This window comes from Halobacteriovorax sp. YZS-3-1 (assembly GCF_047084945.1).
Taxonomy (GTDB): Bacteria; Bdellovibrionota; Bacteriovoracia; order Bacteriovoracales; family Bacteriovoracaceae; genus Halobacteriovorax_A; species Halobacteriovorax_A vibrionivorans.
Genome location: NZ_JBKIYI010000001.1, coordinates 917,940 through 935,129, shown reverse-complemented (window position 1 = coordinate 935,129; position 17,190 = coordinate 917,940). Strand labels below are relative to the sequence as shown.

Below are 17,190 nucleotides of genomic sequence, written 5' to 3'. Positions count from 1 at the left end.
AAACCCTTGTTATTTCGGGCTATTGTAAGCGTCTTCCTAAGTCTTGAAGAAGTTCACCCTGACATGAAAGAGCTGTTGTACTGATACATTTCACATCAACCCAGTGCCATTTTAGATTAAGATCTTCTGGTCCCTTGAAGTGAATCACGCGATTACAATTCGTTCTCCCCTTCCACTTAGTCTCACCTTTCATTGTATTTGCCCCTTCTACAAGAACACGATACGTCTTTCCAACCATTGTAGAGCGGATCTTTTCCTGGATAGAAAGTTGGAAGGCCTGAACTTCATGCAATCGAGATTTTCTAATTTCTTGTGTTAAGAAGTCTTCCATCTTAGCTGCACGAGTCTTACTTCTTTGAGAGTAGACATAAGAATAGATGAAATCAAATTGAGCTTTCTCAAGTAGATCTAGTGTTTCTTTATGTTCTTCATCTGTTTCATTTACAAATCCACAGATAATATCAGTAGAAAGAACGATTTCTGGCTGGGCCTTACGAAGTTTCTCTAATAGACCAAGGTAATGTTCTTTCGTGTACTCACGATTCATTCTTTGAAGTACGGTATTTGAACCTGATTGAACAGGCAGGTGTAAGTGTTTTGATAATTTCTTAGCTTCACCATGAGCAGCGATAAGATCATCACTTACATCATATGGGTGTGAAGTCGTATATCTTAGAATTTCTAGGCCATTAATTTGATCTAATTCCATAATTAGATCAGATATACGCTCTCCATTTTCTTTTCCAAACGAGTTTACGTTCTGACCAAGAAGCATAACCTCTTGAATTCCTTGATATTCAACGAGTCTTCTTACGTCCTCAACAATTTCGGCCTGCTTTCTAGAACGTTCGCGACCACGTGTATAAGGAACGATACAGTAAGTACAATATTTGTCACAGCCTTTGATAATATTAACAAATGCCTGTGGTGTTCCGTGATTAATCTTTGTTTCAATTGAAAAATTGGAAGAGCGGTCCCAAGTATTAACGGAAAACTTATTATCTCCTGCATAAGTTCGGTAAACCATATCGTTAATTGTATCAATAGTGTCTGGGCCAAAAGCAAAATTCAGGTGTTTGAATTTTTTTACAAGATCCTTTCCTTCAGTTTGGGCAACACAACCACCTACTCCAACAACTAATTCTTCACCTTTCTTCTTTTTTAAGTGTTTCAACTCACCTAATTGTGAATAAAACTTATTATTTGCAAGTTCTCTTACTGCACACGTATTAAAAAGTACTAAACTTGCTTCATCTAGATCTTCAGTATGTGAAAAATTGAGATTTTTTAAATGAGCAAGAATTCTTTCAGTGTCATGATAATTCATCTGACAACCGTAAGTTTTCATCCAAACTTTACGAGGTGGAAAATCCACATCACCTAATCGAATGATACGATCTCCAGTATTTTCGTCTAAGAATGATGTTACTACGTGATTTTGCTTACTTACACCTAAACCACTTGGAGAATTTAATTCGTTAGTCTGATTTTCCATAAAAACCTCATTTGCCCAGAGACGCCGCTAGTAGTACGGGCCAAAAGTCCTGAACATTAGTATATAAATAGCTGAAATTACGATAAAACCTAGCGAAAAGCTATGAGATAACATCCCATAAACTACTGAAATCATTAGAATTTTATTACCGAATCAGCTATAAAATCTGGCGATAATATGGTCTTTTTTTAGATGTTTTTGAGTGAAATGTAAATGAGATAAGTAAAATTGACCCAGAAATGCAAAGGCCCGCTATAAATAGCGGGCCCTTTATAAATTAAGAATAAATGTTCTTATTTCTTTTTTGCAACTTTTTTCTTAGTAGCTTTCTTCTTAGTCGTTTTCTTCGCTACTTTTTTCTTTGTTGCTTTCTTTTTTGTAGCTTTTTTAGCAGCTTTCTTCTTAGTTGCTTTCTTTGCTACTTTTTTCTTAGTAGTTTTTTTCTTTGCTACTTTCTTCTTTGTTGCTTTTTTCTTAGTAGCTTTTTTAGCAGCTTTCTTCTTAGTTGCTTTTTTCTTAGCTACTTTCTTCTTAGTAGCTTTTTTCTTAGCAACTTTCTTCTTAGTTGCTTTTTTCTTAGCTACTTTCTTCTTAGTTGCTTTCTTTGCTACTTTTTTCTTTGTTGCTTTTTTCTTAGTTACTTTTTTCTTTGTAGCTTTTTTCTTAGTAACTTTCTTTTTTGTAGCTTTTTTCTTTGCTACTTTTTTCTTTGTAGCCTTTTTAGCTACTTTCTTTTTTGTAGCTTTTTTAGCTACTTTTTTCTTAGTTGTCTTTTTAGTAGTTTTCTTTTTAACTGCCATTGACATCCTCCTGGTTTTTTCAATACTTATATTTATGGTAAACATTATTTTATTTGTGTGCAAACAAAAAATAACATTTTGATTAGCATAAGTATCTTTTTTATTTCCCTATGTTCTTTTTTAACTTCGGATTAATTTGGAAATTACTTTAAATTATTTTTAAAGAAAACAGCGAAACAAGCCGACAGCACGGCTTTTTCAAAAAACATAAAAACTTGAAAAACAAGTTATAGACGTTAGTTACAACTTTGAGTTTACAAAAAAATTAACTGAAATTTTTTTTCATTTTTTTTTCAAAAAAGAAGCAAAAACTGCCCTTTCAGGGCAGTTTCGCAATTTTTAAAAGTATGTATTTGGGAAGTATTTAATGAATAAAAAGATTAAAAAAGAAGTTTTAGCTCATCATCTTCAACTGTAACTTCAATCTTTCCACCTTGAGTAAGTTTACCGAATAGAACCTCTGTTGAAATTGGCTTCTTAAGCTTCTGATCAATGATTCGAGCAATTGGTCTTGCCCCCATTTTTTCATCAAAACCGTTTTCTGCAAGCCAGATTTTTGCTTTTTCTGTTAAAACGATCTCAATATTCTTAGCTGCTAACTTCATTTCTAGTTGAGAAACGAATTTTTCAACAATCTTAACAATGTACTCAGTAGAAAGTTTATCAAAATGGACAATTCCATCTAAACGGTTACGAAATTCAGGGCTAAAAAAGTTCTTTATGGTCTGATCTCGCTTACCTGTATTCTTTGCAGAAGTCTTGGCAAGACCGATTGCTCCACTGTCCATTTCCTTGGCCCCAGCGTTCGTAGTCATGATTATCACTGTGTTTGTGAAGTCAGTCGTTCTTCCTTGGGAGTCTGTTAATGACCCATGATCCATTACCTGAAGAAGGATATTATAGATATCAACATGTGCTTTCTCTATTTCATCAAGAAGTAACACAGAATGTGGGTTTTTCTTAACAGCATCCGTTAAAAGTCCACCTTGATCATGGCCAACATAACCAGGAGGCGAACCAATTAGCTTACTGACTGAATGTTTTTCCATATATTCAGACATATCGAAGCGTTCTAGATGACAACCTAACTGATTTGCTAGTTGTTTTGCTAATTCAGTCTTACCAACACCAGTAGGTCCAGCAAAAAGGAAGCTTGAAATAGGCTTTCCTTCATCTCCTAAACCTGATTTTGCCATGTAAATTGCTTGTGATACTTCATCAACAGCATGATCTTGGCCAAAAATAAGCATTTTAAGGTTCTTATTTAGGTCTTTTAGCTTATCTTTTTCAGTTGTTTCAACTGTAAGCTTAGGGATATTTGCCATTTTTGCGACAACATCTTCGATATCTTTCTTAGTAATTGAAGATTTCTTCTTCTTTTCAGGACGAATTTGATTTAAAGCACCTGCTTCATCGATAGCATCGATTGATTTATCAGGGTTCTTCCTATCCATTAAGTAACGAGAAGTTAGAGCAACTGCTTCTTTTATGACATTATCAGAGATCTTTACACCATGATAAGTTTCAAACTTCGGCTTTAATCCCTTTAAAATTGCAATTGTGTCTTCATTTGATGGTTCATCAATATCAATTTTTTGGAATCTTCTATTAAAAGCAGGGTCTTTTTCAATGAATTTACGATGTTCGGCATATGTAGTTGACCCGATTACACGTACAACTCCACGACTTAAAGCAGGCTTTAATAAGTTTGATGCATCCATACTTCCGCCAGATGTTGCCCCGGCACCCATAACCGTATGCATTTCATCGATAAAAAGAATCGCTTTTTTGCCATCTTTATCTAGCTTTTCAAGGTCTTTAATAACACCTTTTACTCTTTGCTCGAAATCACCTCTAAATTTTGCACCAGCAACGAGTGCTGCCATATCTAAATTAAAGATTGTTGTTCCCTTTAACACTTCTGGAACATCTTCTTCAACAATTCTCTGAGCTAGGCCTTCAACAATGGCGGTCTTACCAACACCTGCTTCACCAACAAGAAGAGGGTTATTCTTACGTCGACGACATAGAATTTGAACAATTCTCAATGCCTCTTCTTCTCTTCCAACTAAAGGATCAATTCTGTTCTCACGTGCTTGCTCATTTAAATTAATTGTAAACTTTGCAAGAAATGAGTCTCCTTTCTTAGATCTTGATGAGACATCCTCACCTTCAACATATTCAATTCGAGGAATTTCTTCTCCACCTTCTTCATCATCTGAGCTCAATCCATGAGAAATCGCTTTCACGACATCAAATCTTTCAATTCCCTGCTTCTGAAGAGAGTAAAGAGCGAAGCTTTCTTTCTCTTGGAATAGTGAAACAAGAAGATTTACTCCTAAGATCTGGCTTTTCCCACTTGATTGAACATGGATAGCAGCTCTTTGAATAACTCTCTGTAGAGACATGGAGATCTCTGGTTGATATGTGATCCCATTTTCTCGTGCTAATTCTCTCAGTTCATCATTAACAAATTGTTGTTTTGATAAAGAATCGATTTGATCTTCCGTTAGAATACTAAAGTTTGATTCATCGTGAATAAACTCATTGAGTTCACTCTCCATTTCATCAAGATTACCACCACAATATTCGATGATCTCTCTCACATTTTCATCAGATAATAAGGAGAGAAGAACATTTTCTAATGTCAGATATTCATGCCTAAGAGTATTCGCCCTTTGGATCGATTCGTTAATGATGGTTTCAAGTTTTTTTGACATCATTTTCTTTGCTCCTGTGCCTATTCAGGCTCAACGGTACATAATAGTGGATGACCTTCTTTCTTGGCCTCCGAGAGCACCTTGTTCATCTTAGTCTCGGCCACTTCATAGGAATATGTGCCGCAAACTCCGCGGCCATTATTGTGAACATCAAGCATAATCTTCATCGCCTCTTCTTGGCTTCGATTGAAAATATGCATCAATATCCAAATAACAAATTCCATCGTCGTATAATCATCATTATGAAGTACGACATGATATTTTGATGGCTTTTTTACTCTAACTTTATCAGCTACAGCAATATCCCCATCCTCTTCAGTACTAAAGATGGGAGTAAAAATACTCATGTCAATATTAGCGTCTTTTTTAAAATTCAAATTATCTTCTCCACTTCATCAATGATTTTTCTTTCTTTTCTATTATCGCTTATGTGTGCTAATCTTTTCAAGGAGTATACGACTGAAAAATCACTAAAAAAGGTCACTTATGAACTTCTTCGACTTCTTTAAACAAAATAAGAAAACAGATTCAATTAATGATATTCACGACTTCCTCAATAGCACTTTTCCTCACATGGATGAAGAGCGCCTCGTCATTCTCTCTTGTTTCGCTGGGCTACTTGCTCGTATTGCCTATACAGATTTCAATGTTTGCCAACGCGAAAAAAGCGAAATGGAAAAAATACTACGAGATGTAACAAATCTAACAGAAGACGAAGCAAAACACGTCACTGAATATTCAATAAAAATGATGAAACAACTTTCTGGTCTCGATACTAGAAGTTATTGTACACCACTTGTCGATATTCTCTCACAAAATGAAAGATATAAAGTATTAAAAGCTTTATTTGCAATTGCTGCTGCCGATGGTGAAGTTGATCGCGTTGAAAGTAACGAGATAAGCTATATTGCAAATTCTCTAGTTCTCGAAAAAAAATATTTCCTTAGCGCACAAGCTGACGTCAAAGAGTATTTAAAAACTTTGCAAGTTTAAAACTATTCTCTACACTTATATAAGTTACTAGAATAATTAAACAAGGAAGTTAAATGAAAGAGATGAATAATTCTTCAACAGAAGAATTTAAGGGGAATTTTAATTTTGCTAGCATCTTAGATAAGAACGAAAAGAAGATTGCAAAGAGTCCTATTTCTAATCTTCTTCAATCCACGACTCAAACTGTTATAGATCGTGAAGAAGAAAATACGGACAATTCTAATGGAAAAGATCAATTATATAAGAAAATAGAAGAATTAGAGCGCAGATTTGAAACAAAAGAAGTAAATGAGAAATTTGAAAGACTAGAATCACTTCTTCATTCAATTATCATTAACCAAAGAAGTGTCAAAGAACAAATTGAGTACAAACCTCAAGAAGAGATCCTTCCAACGGCAAGAGACAACAAAAGTATTATCATTGCCAGTGGAATCTTATCAATTGCCATTATCCTTGGGGCGTTTATTTATACTCCTTCAAAAGAGACTAAGCCTGCGCCAAAACAAGCAATCAAAGAAGTCATAACTAAAAAAGAGTTCTTCACACCTATTAAATATTTAAACCTTAGAAGTATTCCAAGTACCAAGGGAACAAAGCTACAAGTAGTAGCGCCAAATACTCGTGTTGAAGTCCTAAAAACTGATGGAGATTGGGTTCAAATTGAATACCGCGATTATTTAAAAAACACTCTTCATACAGGTTGGGTTTACGATCAAAAGAATTTAAAATCTATATAATTTCAACAAGATACAGGGACTTAACGGCCCCTACCCTTGACACTCTCCCAACTGCTCCCATCTTTATGTTACACAATTAATAAATGAGGTAACATGTTTCCAATATTGCTATTATTATTTACTGTGGTTCCGGCCATTGAGATCTACCTACTATTTTCGATCGGTGGACAGATAGGTGGTGCCAATACATTTCTTGTTGTTGTACTAACAGGGATCATAGGTGCAGCACTAGCAAAGTCTCAAGGCGCAGCTCTTTTAGCAAAAATCCAAGGTGAGCTTTCTCAAGGTCGAGTTCCAGCTTCAAGCTTTATTCACGGACTACTTGTTTTTGGTGGTGGTCTACTGCTTTTAACTCCAGGTTTTTTAACAGATATTCTAGGCCTATCGATGGTTCTTCCTCTTACAAGACATCTTTGGGCCATGTATATGAGAAAGTTCTTTCTTAAATCAATTCAAACAGGAAATATGCAATTTTATTCCTTCAAAAATGGCGGTGGATTCTCATCATATAGTGGAAATGCTTACAATACTCGAGCTCGCTTTGAGGAACAGTTTGGAAAGGCCCAGGATAATCGTGAAGAAAGTCATGGAGCACGTCAAGTTGACGCAAACACCTTTGAAGTTGACTACGAAAAGAAGTAAGATTTCCTTATGACAGATAAATTAATTGTAGACCTAAATGATATTAAAGAGGCTCGTCTTAATATAGAAAATCGAATTATTAAGACTCCTTTAACCTATTCAACAACTTTAAGTGAGAAGTTCAATTGTGAAGTTTATTTAAAACTAGAAAACTTACAATTAACTGGAGCATATAAAGTTAGAGGAGCACTTAATCGTCTCTCAAAACTTTCAGAAGAAGAAAGAGAAAAAGGTGTCATTGCATCTTCAGCAGGAAATCATGCTCAAGGGGTAGCTCTTGCGGCTAAACAGCTCGGTATAAAAGCGACAATTGTAATGCCGGAATCGACTCCACTTGCAAAGATACAAGGAACAAAGAAGTTTGGTGCTGAAGTAATACTTCACGGTAATTTCTATGATGATGCCTATCAAAAAGCTTTAGAGATCCAAAGAGAAAATGGCCAAGTCTTTATTCATCCATTTAATGATAAGGATATTATTGCGGGACAAGGAACAATTGGGCTTGAGATCTTAGATGAACTAAGTGATGCCGATATTATTGCCGTTCCAATTGGTGGCGGAGGATTAATTTCAGGAATCGCCACTGCAATTAAAGAAAGTGGTTCAAAGTGTCACGTTGTTGGAGTTGAAGCATCTGAGATGCCGGCCATGAAACAATCTCAAGAAAAAGGCCACATCACAACAATTGAAAAGAAGAAAACGATTGCCGATGGAATCGCTGTAACAACTGTTCTTGAGAATACCTTTGATATTGTAAAAAAATATGTTGATGAGATAGTAACAGTCAAAGAAACTGAAATCTCTCATGCTATCGTTACTTTATTAGAATACGAGAAGATATTAACAGAAGGCGCTGGAGCCGCATCAGTGGCCTCACTCCTCTATGATCAATTAAGTGATATTAAAGGAAAAAAAGTTGTTCTTGTAGTTAGTGGTGGAAATATAGACTTAAATATTCTTGATCGAATTATTGAAAGAGGACTTGTAACATCTGGACGCTCTTGTTCAATTGTTGTTAATGTTCCCGATACACCTGGTACAATTGCACATATCGCAAGTATCATTGGTGGCAAAGAAGCCAATATTTTAGAAATTCACCACAATAGGGCCTTCACAACAAGTGTTCTTGGAGAAACAGAAGTTGAATTTACACTTGAAACGAGAGGACATTTGCATATTCGTGAAATTGTTGATGAACTGACGTCAAAAGGTTTCAGTGCAAAGCGTGTATAAAAGGATGGCCTGTGACAGAATTTAACTTTCTAAAAACAACAAGAGAAAATGAAGAGCACCTAGAAAAGAGCTCATTTGTAAAAAATGATATTCGTTTTGATATTCTTGATACAGGAATAATTAAAGCAATTCCTAAGCTTTCTTCAACAGAAGATGCTTTTATCATTTCCTGTGGGATTCACGGCAATGAAACGGCCCCAATTGAATTTACAAATGAAATTCTCAATAAACTGGTTGCAGGCTCTTTAAACTTAGTGGCTCCAACCCTATTTATATTTGGTAACCCAAAGGCCATGAATATAGGTAAAAGGTTTAGTGAATACAACCTCAACCGATGCTTTAACGGTGCATATAAGGACTTAGATGAATACTATGAAAAGTCACGAGCAGAAATTATTGAAAAGGTCTGTTTTGATTTTTATAAAGAGGTAAAAGATAAAGACCTTTTTCACTTCGACCTTCACTGCGCTCTAAAAAAGAGTATGATTGAAAGGTTTGCTCTTGTTCCTAAAAACGAAGAGCGTAGACGTGACGATGAATTCAACCTAATTTTAGCTAATATGGGAATCGAAGCGTCACTCTTTTCACACAAAGAATCAACCGTATTTAGCTCATTTTCATTTACTAAGTTTAATGCATTTAGTGCAACTGTAGAGCTTGGCAAAGTCTATCCTTTTGGACAAAACCCACCTGGAAAGTTTCAAGCGGCACAAGAGACTATCGAAAAGCTATTAAGTGGACATGAGTTAGAAAAGAAGAAAGCACCAAAGGCATTTACAATCTTTGAATCAATTAATAAAGAATTTGAAGACTTCAAATTTACTTTTGAGGAAGAAGAAAGTGCAAATTTCACCCCTTTTAAAAAAGGTGAGCATATATTTACACAAAATGAACAACCTTACCTTTGCCCGGAAGAAAATTTACGAATGATTTTTCCCAATTCAAAGGTGATACTAGGACAAAGAGCATTATTACTAATCAAGGAACTTGAATAACTGATCAGGAGAAAATATGAGTGATTTTTTAATCGTTGCTGCAAGTGACGGAATGAATTTAAAAATGGCAGAGACACTAGAAAGCCTGTCTAAAGATACGGATGAATCATTTGAAGTTGTAAAATTAAGTGACTTCAACCTTCCTCTTTATACGACTCAAGAAGAGGAAAATGGAATTCCAGAAGACGGGAAAAAGCTAACTGAGAAATTTATTGCTGCAAAGGGATTTGTTTTTCTGACACCAGAATATAATGGCTCTGTTTCACCATCTTTTGTCAATGCAATCGCATGGGTATCTCGTTCGGGTGGAGAATCTTGGAGAGAAGCGTTTGTTAATAAGCCAGCTTTAATCGGAACTCACTCCGGAGGTGGCGGCCAATACGTTCTAGGAGCTATGTTAAATCAACTTTCATTTATTGGTATGAATGTCCTAGGTCGTAAATTACTTACAAATTATGGCAAGCCATTAAATGAAGACGCAGCAAAAGGCGCACTAGAAGAATTAGTAAAAATTGCAAAATAAGAAATGAAAAAGGCTCCTTTTTGGAGCCTTTTTTATTTTTGACATGATTTTAATAAAACGAGTTTTTCAGGTGGTTCAATGACCATTGCACATCCCCCAACCTTCTGAGACTTAGAAGTTGTATTTAACATAAAAGTAATTCTATCTTTAACAACACTACTATTACCTTTTATATCAACCACATTTACCTGATAAGAAGCACGATATTGAAAAATCTCTTTATCAATTAATTCGACCTTCTCTATTTTGATATTCGATTTTGAATCTAGAATATATTCTAAGTTTTTAGGATCATCATAATCAGGATCATGATTGAAACGATATTCTTTAAACTCTTCTTTTAAACACTGTTTTTTTGCACCTGTAATAAGACGAATTCCACTCATTTCGATAGAAATTAAATCCTTTGCAACTGTCTTTGGATCTTTATTCTTTGGACAAAGATCACTTGCACTTACAGATATAAATAAAAAGGCCGCTATGAGTATTTTAGTAACCATCATTTAGCCTCCTTTCTCCAAAGCACTGATTAATACATTCTTCACCCTTGAGTTTACCATAGTCTTCATAATAACAGGCAGGGTTGCCAGAATCATGACGAAGAATACTAAAACGTCCACTTCTCATCTTTTGTGAAGAAGCTCTTCCCTGCACTAGTCTCGTACAGGCCGTTCTTGCTTGTGCCAGCAAATTATTGAACATTGTTGAACGCTTAGTTGCATGAATCTTAGCTGAGACTCTTGCTGGCCCATAATTATTTAGGGCACCACTGTGAATATATGTAAAATCAAAATCATTAATCGTTATCGAATTACAGCTATTTGATTCTGCGGCACCGCGAATCCCAAGAGGGTCAGGCCCTGCTGTATCCACCATAAGAACATGGCTTCCCTTTAAGTTTATAATATCACCTGACTGAATCGAATATGGAAGATCAAACTCCACAGGCTTTACACATGAATCTGAATTATCTGAAGCGTAATGAAGAGATGTCGTCGTCAGTGAATTAAAGTCACGATCTGATTTATTAAACTTTAGTCCTTCCGCTGCAAATGCGGCCGAAATAAACTCAGAACAATCGATACCAGAAGCTTGAACATTATTTTTTGCAACACCTTGACCTCTTGTAAAGAGATTGATTTCACGACTTCTTAGTCCCTTTCTTGAGCCATAGCCATAAACAGGAGGCCTCTGAGTTGTATCGATACATTTCTCCGAAGGAAACTCAGGATCTTTATCCAGCTGACTTAATATTGCATGAGAGTTAACCATCGCATTTCGATTAGTGATAACTCTTTGTCTAAAATTACTTCCATCAGTCAAGGTTGCTGGACGAGTAGAAACTCCACTAAGCCTTGGTGTCGTTTCATCCATAACAAAATCAATTGCATCACAACTTTGATATATCGTTGCTAAGACTCGTCTGGCACCCATAGAGCCTCGAGTATAAAGAGTTCCATAGGCATAATCTTTATCAGCCTCTTCGATTCTACATTGACCATTAAAAGACAGGCTCTCATTAATATAATTATTAACCTCATTAGATGAAGGAAAGTTTGTATAATTATCAGTTAGATCTTCCATCGCCTCTTGTGATGATCTGTCTTTAATTGGCCTTCCATCCGGACCAATGACATCATCAACAGCATCAAGAATATCTGATTCTTTATAGATACGTTCGGCCATCATCTGAGATTGACCATTTTGAATTTGGTCACCAGTCATCTGACATGACGTACTCACGGCCAAAATTATGAATATAGAAATAATGTGTTTTAAACTCATCTAAGTTCTCTCATCTCGGTAACTTATCGGTAAATTTCACCATAACTTTAAATGTAATATCAAACACTTACCGACCTCACTCAATAGTATTCATGGGATGTAAGAACTTGTTACAAATTACTTATGACGCTACCCTGTACTTTTTACACATAACGTTGATAGAAGGATGCACGCACAAAAATAAGGAAAGAAAATGAATTTTAACTTCAATGTATTGCTCACTCTTACTCTACTTCTATCATCTGTTAACACTCTTGCTATCGATAAGGTTGTTTACGGTGAAGATAATCGACTAGATCAATACGAAGTCATGAATCAAACAAAGCTAGATCTTCAAAGATCAACTCTAGCAATGATTCCAAAAAACAAATTAAAGAAACAAAAAAATCAAGACTCAGATACATACAAGGCCATCGACTCTAAAATCAACCTTTGTGAAGGCGAAAGATTTAATAAACAAGTCGACGTTGCAGATTGTTCAGGCTTTCTAATTGAAAAAGATGGAAGACAATATGTTGCAACGGCTGGTCACTGTGCAACTTCAGTAACAGATTGTTACGACAATTACTGGGTTTTTGATTATTCAAAAAAAGATCCACGTGACGATGCTAGAACAATTGAAGCAAAGAATGTTTATTCTTGTAAGAGAATTGTAGTACAAAAACTTAGCCGTTACACAGGTGAAGACTTCGCCCTAATTGAATTAGATAGAAGAGTTGAAGATCGTGCACCACTTGAATACCGAACGAAGAAATCTGAAAATATTAGAAAAGGTGAAAAAGTATTTGTTATTGGACACCCATCAGGTCTGCCTTCAAAAGTAGCTGCAGGAGCCTATGTACGTGATGATAGCGACTTCTATAGCTTCGAAACAAACCTAGATACATTCTCTGGAAACTCAGGTTCAGCAGTATTCAACGAAGAAACAGGAATCGTTGAAGGAATCCTAGTTCGTGGAGACGAAGACTACAAATACAATGCTCGTAAAGATTGTTACGAAGCAAATGTTTGTAAAATGGGTAGCTGTGGTGGTGAAGAAGTATTCAGAATGAATAGAATTCTCTACCTAGGAAGATAAACCTATAAAGAAAACTTACCTTCCAAGCAAGAGTTCACACGTTCTTTTGCTTGGTTGAGATCCTCATTAAAAACTGCTCCAACTTCAATCGATAGATTCTCAAGAAGCATTTCAAGGTATTTCGACTCTGCTGCGCCTTTGTCACTAATTTGTAGTAGCTGTTGAATATTAGTTACAAAAGTATCGATATCTTGTTTTTGAATATTAGACTTAAAGAAGTTAATACGATCCTTTTTAGAGTCAAACTCTAAAGGCTTACTCTCTTCAGTAATACGATCAAGAGTTTTACTTAATTCATTTTCAGAACTTAAAGGGCGAAAAGCATCTTCTTTTACCGTTGGAATCATTGTAGTTGAGCGACCTTCAGTAGACTCAATAATATAAAACTCTGCACCACTCATATCTTTAATTTCTGTTATAACACCAACACCAAAGTTTATTGATACTACTTCTTGTCCGATTTCTAATTTTGGCATAATTCCCCTTTCGTTAGATAATTATTATATCACACTTGAATTCGATTTTCTCTAAGGCATTTGATTCGTAACGAGACACGTCAAATGACACCATTAGCTTTCTAGATAATGAGTAAAGTGATATAAGCCTTTTAATATACATAAGTACAAGGGGTATTAAGAGTGAATAATAATTCTTTTCAACAGGCAATATTAGAAGGTATTCCTAAGGTTTTACCAAAATATAAGAAATATGAAGAAGATATTAACCACGCACCTAAGCGCAAGAAAATACTGACTCAAGAAGAAGAGAAGCTTGCCCTTAAAAATGCACTACGCTACTTCCCAAGTGATTTACATGCTGAACTAATTCCAGAGTTTAAGGAAGAGCTTGAAAAGTACGGTCGTATCTATATGTATCGCTATCGCCCTGATTATAAAATTCATGCGCGATCGATTGATGAGTACCCTCACAAGTCAAAACAAGCAGCGGCCATCATGCTAATGCTTTCAAATAACTTAGACTATGCTGTAGCTCAACACCCTCATGAGCTAATCACTTATGGTGGAAATGGTGCCGTTTTCCAAAACTGGGCCCAGTATCTTTTAACAATGCAATATCTTGCGACAATGACAGATGAGCAAACACTCGTTCTCTACTCTGGTCATCCAGCAGGATTATTTCCATCCCACAAAGATGCTCCAAGAGTTGTTGTGACAAATGGAATGATGATTCCAAATTACTCAAAGCCAGATGACTGGGAAAAATTCAATGCATTAGGAGTAACTCAATACGGACAAATGACAGCAGGTTCATTTATGTATATTGGGCCACAAGGAATTGTTCACGGAACAACTATCACTGTTTTAAATGCTCTAAGAAAAATTTCTAAAGAGGCCGTTACTGAAACAGCTGGTAAAGTTTTTGTTACTGCAGGACTTGGTGGAATGTCTGGAGCGCAACCGAAAGCCGCGGTTATCGCAGGTTGTATCGGTGTTGTTGCGGAAGTTAATCCAAAGGCCGTAAAGACTCGCCATGAGCAAGGATGGGTTGATGAAGTTTTCACTGATCTTGATGAGCTAATGGCAAGAATTAAAAAAGCACAAGATAATAAAGAAGCTGTCTCACTTGCTTACCAGGGAAATATCATTAACCTTTGGGAGAAAATTGCTGACAGTGATCTTCATATTGATATTGGCTCTGACCAAACTTCTCTTCATAATCCTTGGGCCGGAGGTTACTACCCTGCTGATCTTTCATTTGAAGAATCAAATGAGATGATGGCAAATAACCCAGAACAATTTAAAGTTGAAGTTAGGAAGAGTTTAATAAGACACGTAAACGCGGTTAATAAACTTGCAGATAAAGGAATGTACTTCTTTGACTACGGAAATGCATTCTTACTTGAAGCATCTCGCGCAGGTGCTGATATTATGAAAGAAGGATCTACTGAAGACTTCAAGTACCCTTCATACGTTCAAGATATCATGGGCCCAATGTGCTTTGACTATGGCTTTGGTCCATTTAGATGGGTTTGTACTTCTAGCACTCAAGAGGATCTTGATTTAACAGATCAGCTTGCAACAGAAGTTCTTGAAAGACTAATGCAAGAGTCACCAAAAGAGATTACACAACAGATGCAAGATAATATTACTTGGATTAAAGGTGCTAAAGAGAACGACCTTGTGGTTGGCTCAAAAGCACGTATCCTTTATGCTGATAGTGATGGAAGAATTGAAATTGCTCTTGCCTTTAATAAGGCCCTTCGTGAAGGAAAGCTTAAGGCACCAGTAGTTCTAGGTCGTGACCACCACGATGTTTCAGGAACAGACTCTCCTTTTAGAGAGACATCAAATATTTATGACGGTTCTCGCTTTACAGCTGATATGGCCGTACAAAACTTCGTTGGTGACTCATTTAGAGGAGCAACTTGGATCTCTCTTCACAACGGCGGAGGTGTCGGTTGGGGTGAAGTTATGAACGGTGGTTTTGGAATGGTTCTCGATGGAAGCGAAGATTGTGATCGCCGTATTAAGTCGATGCTATTTTGGGATGTCAATAACGGAATTAACCGTAGAAGCTGGGCCCGTAATGAAGGTGCAACTTTTGCAATTAAGAGAGCGATGGAAAAAGAGCCTCTTTTAAAAGTCACTCTACCAAATCTCGTTGATGATAAGTTATTATAATAAAAAAGAGAGCTCCCATAAGGGAGCTCTACTTTTATTCTATGCCACAGCTCGATAGTTAAGGCTAAAGGGGTAATATATCTCCTGGGCATCTTTATTAATTATATCTTCGACCAAAGATATAAATTCAAATTCATCTAATCCATTTAAGGAAGCAGCAGTCCAGATTGGTGTTAATTTCTCTGAGAATAAATCTGCATTAAAATCACCATCAATCGTAGTTTCTAAATAGATACCTTGAACTTCATTTCTTGCTTCATTTAAAAATGTTTGCTTAAAATTATCTTTTTGCATTAAACGTCCCCTGAAAAAATAAGTAGCGTGTACTTCATTTCTACAAATCTATTTTGCTACAATTTTTAAATACTAATAATTTTTTTGGATACTCGTTTAATTTCAGGTACTTCTGAAAATGAACAATAAATGATCTTTGCTTTTGTCAAAAAAATTTCGTCACTTTTTCATGGCACCAAACAATTTCAATTTAAGCCCTTTCAAAACTAACGATATCGTTAGGCTTTTGTCGCTCTTTTCCCATTGTTTTCTATTTCAATTCAATTTATATTGGCCCCATGAAAGGTATAATTCTTCTAAGTATTGCATGTGCGATTTGGGGTATGGGCTTTGCCGGAACTCGCTTTACTCTTGTTGACTATTCACCAGTATGGTCAAATTCTCTACGCTATATTTTTGCCGGTCTTTTCGCTTTATTAATCCTTCTCTTTAGAGGTGATTTTAAAAAGTTATCAAATAACAAAGATGAAGTTATCGGTGGATTAGTTTGCTCAGCGCTACTAATGACTGCTCTTCAACTGCAAACAGTTGGGATTGCACTAACAACAATGGCCAAATCAGGCTTCTTTACAGTCTTTTATGCCGTTATTACGCCAATTATTGCGGTTATCTTTCTTGGACAACGTGTTCGTAAAACCTTCTGGCTCCTTCTCATGACTTCAATGCTTGGGATTATGATGATGAATGGTATGGACTTTAATAATTTTAATATTGGTGATGGTTTTGTCATCGTATCAGCAGTCTTTTTCTCTCTTCATATTATAGCAACAGATCGCTATGCAAATAACGTGGATGCAATTCGTTTTAACTTTCTCCAATGTATCTTCATGGGGATTATGGGATTAGTTTTTGCTCTAATTTATGAAGGAGCAACAAGTCTTGAAGTTCTCTACTCTGCAAAGGCGCTAAGCTTCCCTTCTGCACTTTGGGGATTCTTAATCGTCTCTATCTTTTCATCACTAATTGCTTTTTCTCTACAAATAGTTGCACAAAAAACAATCCCTGCTCATATTGTAGGTTTAGTCTTTTTAAGTGAATCAATTTTTGCGGCCTTATTTGGCTACCTATTCTTTAAAGAGACCCTGGACCCTACGGCCATGTTAGGAGCTTTTGTCATTGTAATCTCAGTAGCTCTTGTACCGCGTTTCACTAATATTAAAAAAGAAGATGATAATTCAGATGGTGTTTTTGATGAAATAGAAAATACCGGGGTATCGTCTGTTGTCAACGATACCCGAGTATTATGAAAGTAA

The 17,190-nt window shown here is 36.0% G+C and carries 17 protein-coding genes; 9 read left to right on the top strand and 8 right to left on the bottom strand.

Annotated features, from left to right (window positions below):
* Window positions 1-19 precede the first annotated feature (19 nt).
* The 4 genes from miaB to clpS form a co-directional block, all read right to left on the bottom strand.
* Complete coding sequence (gene miaB / locus ACMAZI_RS04495; protein ID WP_412473694.1) at window positions 20-1,495, bottom strand: tRNA (N6-isopentenyl adenosine(37)-C2)-methylthiotransferase MiaB; 1,476 nt, start codon at window positions 1,493-1,495, stop codon at window positions 20-22.
* Between the two features lie 293 nt (window positions 1,496-1,788).
* Complete coding sequence (locus tag ACMAZI_RS04490) at window positions 1,789-2,295, bottom strand: histidine biosynthesis protein HisIE (RefSeq protein ID WP_162929673.1); 507 nt, start codon at window positions 2,293-2,295, stop codon at window positions 1,789-1,791.
* A 380-nt stretch (window positions 2,296-2,675) separates the two neighbouring features.
* Window positions 2,676-5,018, bottom strand: a complete 2,343-nt coding sequence (clpA, locus tag ACMAZI_RS04485; RefSeq protein ID WP_114705398.1) for an ATP-dependent Clp protease ATP-binding subunit ClpA — start codon at window positions 5,016-5,018, stop codon at window positions 2,676-2,678.
* A gap of 17 nt (window positions 5,019-5,035) precedes the next feature.
* Window positions 5,036-5,392, bottom strand: a complete 357-nt coding sequence (gene clpS / locus ACMAZI_RS04480; RefSeq protein WP_240406482.1) for an ATP-dependent Clp protease adapter ClpS — start codon at window positions 5,390-5,392, stop codon at window positions 5,036-5,038.
* A 109-nt stretch (window positions 5,393-5,501) separates the two neighbouring features.
* Between clpS and ACMAZI_RS04475 the strand changes: the two genes are divergently transcribed.
* From ACMAZI_RS04475 to ACMAZI_RS04450, 6 genes are all read left to right on the top strand, one after another.
* Complete coding sequence (locus ACMAZI_RS04475) at window positions 5,502-6,008, top strand: TerB family tellurite resistance protein (protein ID WP_114705399.1); 507 nt, start codon at window positions 5,502-5,504, stop codon at window positions 6,006-6,008.
* A gap of 53 nt (window positions 6,009-6,061) precedes the next feature.
* Window positions 6,062-6,745, top strand: a complete 684-nt coding sequence (locus ACMAZI_RS04470) for an SH3 domain-containing protein (protein ID WP_412473695.1) — start codon at window positions 6,062-6,064, stop codon at window positions 6,743-6,745.
* Window positions 6,746-6,838: 93 nt separating this feature from the next.
* Complete coding sequence (locus ACMAZI_RS04465; protein ID WP_412473696.1) at window positions 6,839-7,387, top strand: FxsA family protein; 549 nt, start codon at window positions 6,839-6,841, stop codon at window positions 7,385-7,387.
* Window positions 7,388-7,396: 9 nt separating this feature from the next.
* Window positions 7,397-8,620, top strand: a complete 1,224-nt coding sequence (gene ilvA / locus ACMAZI_RS04460; RefSeq protein WP_412473697.1) for a threonine ammonia-lyase — start codon at window positions 7,397-7,399, stop codon at window positions 8,618-8,620.
* Window positions 8,621-8,631: 11 nt separating this feature from the next.
* The gene (locus tag ACMAZI_RS04455; RefSeq protein WP_412473698.1) at window positions 8,632-9,615 is read left to right on the top strand and encodes a succinylglutamate desuccinylase; all 984 of its coding nucleotides are present in this window, start codon (window positions 8,632-8,634) and stop codon (window positions 9,613-9,615) included.
* A gap of 16 nt (window positions 9,616-9,631) precedes the next feature.
* Window positions 9,632-10,138, top strand: a complete 507-nt coding sequence (locus ACMAZI_RS04450; protein WP_114705403.1) for an NADPH-dependent FMN reductase — start codon at window positions 9,632-9,634, stop codon at window positions 10,136-10,138.
* A gap of 32 nt (window positions 10,139-10,170) precedes the next feature.
* On the opposite strand, the gene ACMAZI_RS04445 is transcribed toward ACMAZI_RS04450, so the two are convergent.
* Together ACMAZI_RS04445 and ACMAZI_RS04440 are read right to left on the bottom strand one after the other, a co-directional pair.
* Complete coding sequence (locus ACMAZI_RS04445) at window positions 10,171-10,641, bottom strand: hypothetical protein (RefSeq protein ID WP_334678109.1); 471 nt, start codon at window positions 10,639-10,641, stop codon at window positions 10,171-10,173.
* Window positions 10,628-11,923 (bottom strand): hypothetical protein, encoded by a 1,296-nt coding sequence (locus ACMAZI_RS04440; RefSeq protein ID WP_412473699.1) that lies wholly within the window; start codon window positions 11,921-11,923, stop codon window positions 10,628-10,630. The genes ACMAZI_RS04445 and ACMAZI_RS04440 overlap by 14 nt, the downstream gene beginning before the upstream one ends.
* 193 nt (window positions 11,924-12,116) lie before the next feature.
* Here ACMAZI_RS04440 and ACMAZI_RS04435 point away from each other — a divergent pair, with 193 nt between their 5' ends.
* Window positions 12,117-13,001: a trypsin-like serine peptidase gene (locus ACMAZI_RS04435; protein WP_114705406.1), complete on the top strand. Its 885-nt coding sequence runs from the start codon at window positions 12,117-12,119 to the stop codon at window positions 12,999-13,001.
* Window positions 13,002-13,003: 2 nt separating this feature from the next.
* Here ACMAZI_RS04435 and ACMAZI_RS04430 read toward each other — a convergent pair whose 3' ends face one another.
* Window positions 13,004-13,477, bottom strand: a complete 474-nt coding sequence (locus ACMAZI_RS04430) for a CarD family transcriptional regulator (RefSeq protein WP_114705407.1) — start codon at window positions 13,475-13,477, stop codon at window positions 13,004-13,006.
* Window positions 13,478-13,639: 162 nt separating this feature from the next.
* Between ACMAZI_RS04430 and ACMAZI_RS04425 the strand changes: the two genes are divergently transcribed.
* Window positions 13,640-15,643: a urocanate hydratase gene (locus ACMAZI_RS04425; RefSeq protein ID WP_412473700.1), complete on the top strand. Its 2,004-nt coding sequence runs from the start codon at window positions 13,640-13,642 to the stop codon at window positions 15,641-15,643.
* A 39-nt stretch (window positions 15,644-15,682) separates the two neighbouring features.
* On the opposite strand, the gene ACMAZI_RS04420 is transcribed toward ACMAZI_RS04425, so the two are convergent.
* Window positions 15,683-15,937 carry a hypothetical protein gene (locus ACMAZI_RS04420; RefSeq protein ID WP_114705409.1) on the bottom strand — a complete coding sequence of 85 codons (255 nt, stop codon included), beginning with the start codon at window positions 15,935-15,937 and terminating at the stop codon, window positions 15,683-15,685.
* 278 nt (window positions 15,938-16,215) lie between these two features.
* Here ACMAZI_RS04420 and ACMAZI_RS04415 point away from each other — a divergent pair, with 278 nt between their 5' ends.
* Window positions 16,216-17,184 (top strand): DMT family transporter, encoded by a 969-nt coding sequence (locus ACMAZI_RS04415; protein WP_114705410.1) that lies wholly within the window; start codon window positions 16,216-16,218, stop codon window positions 17,182-17,184.
* Window positions 17,185-17,190: the final 6 nt, after the last annotated feature.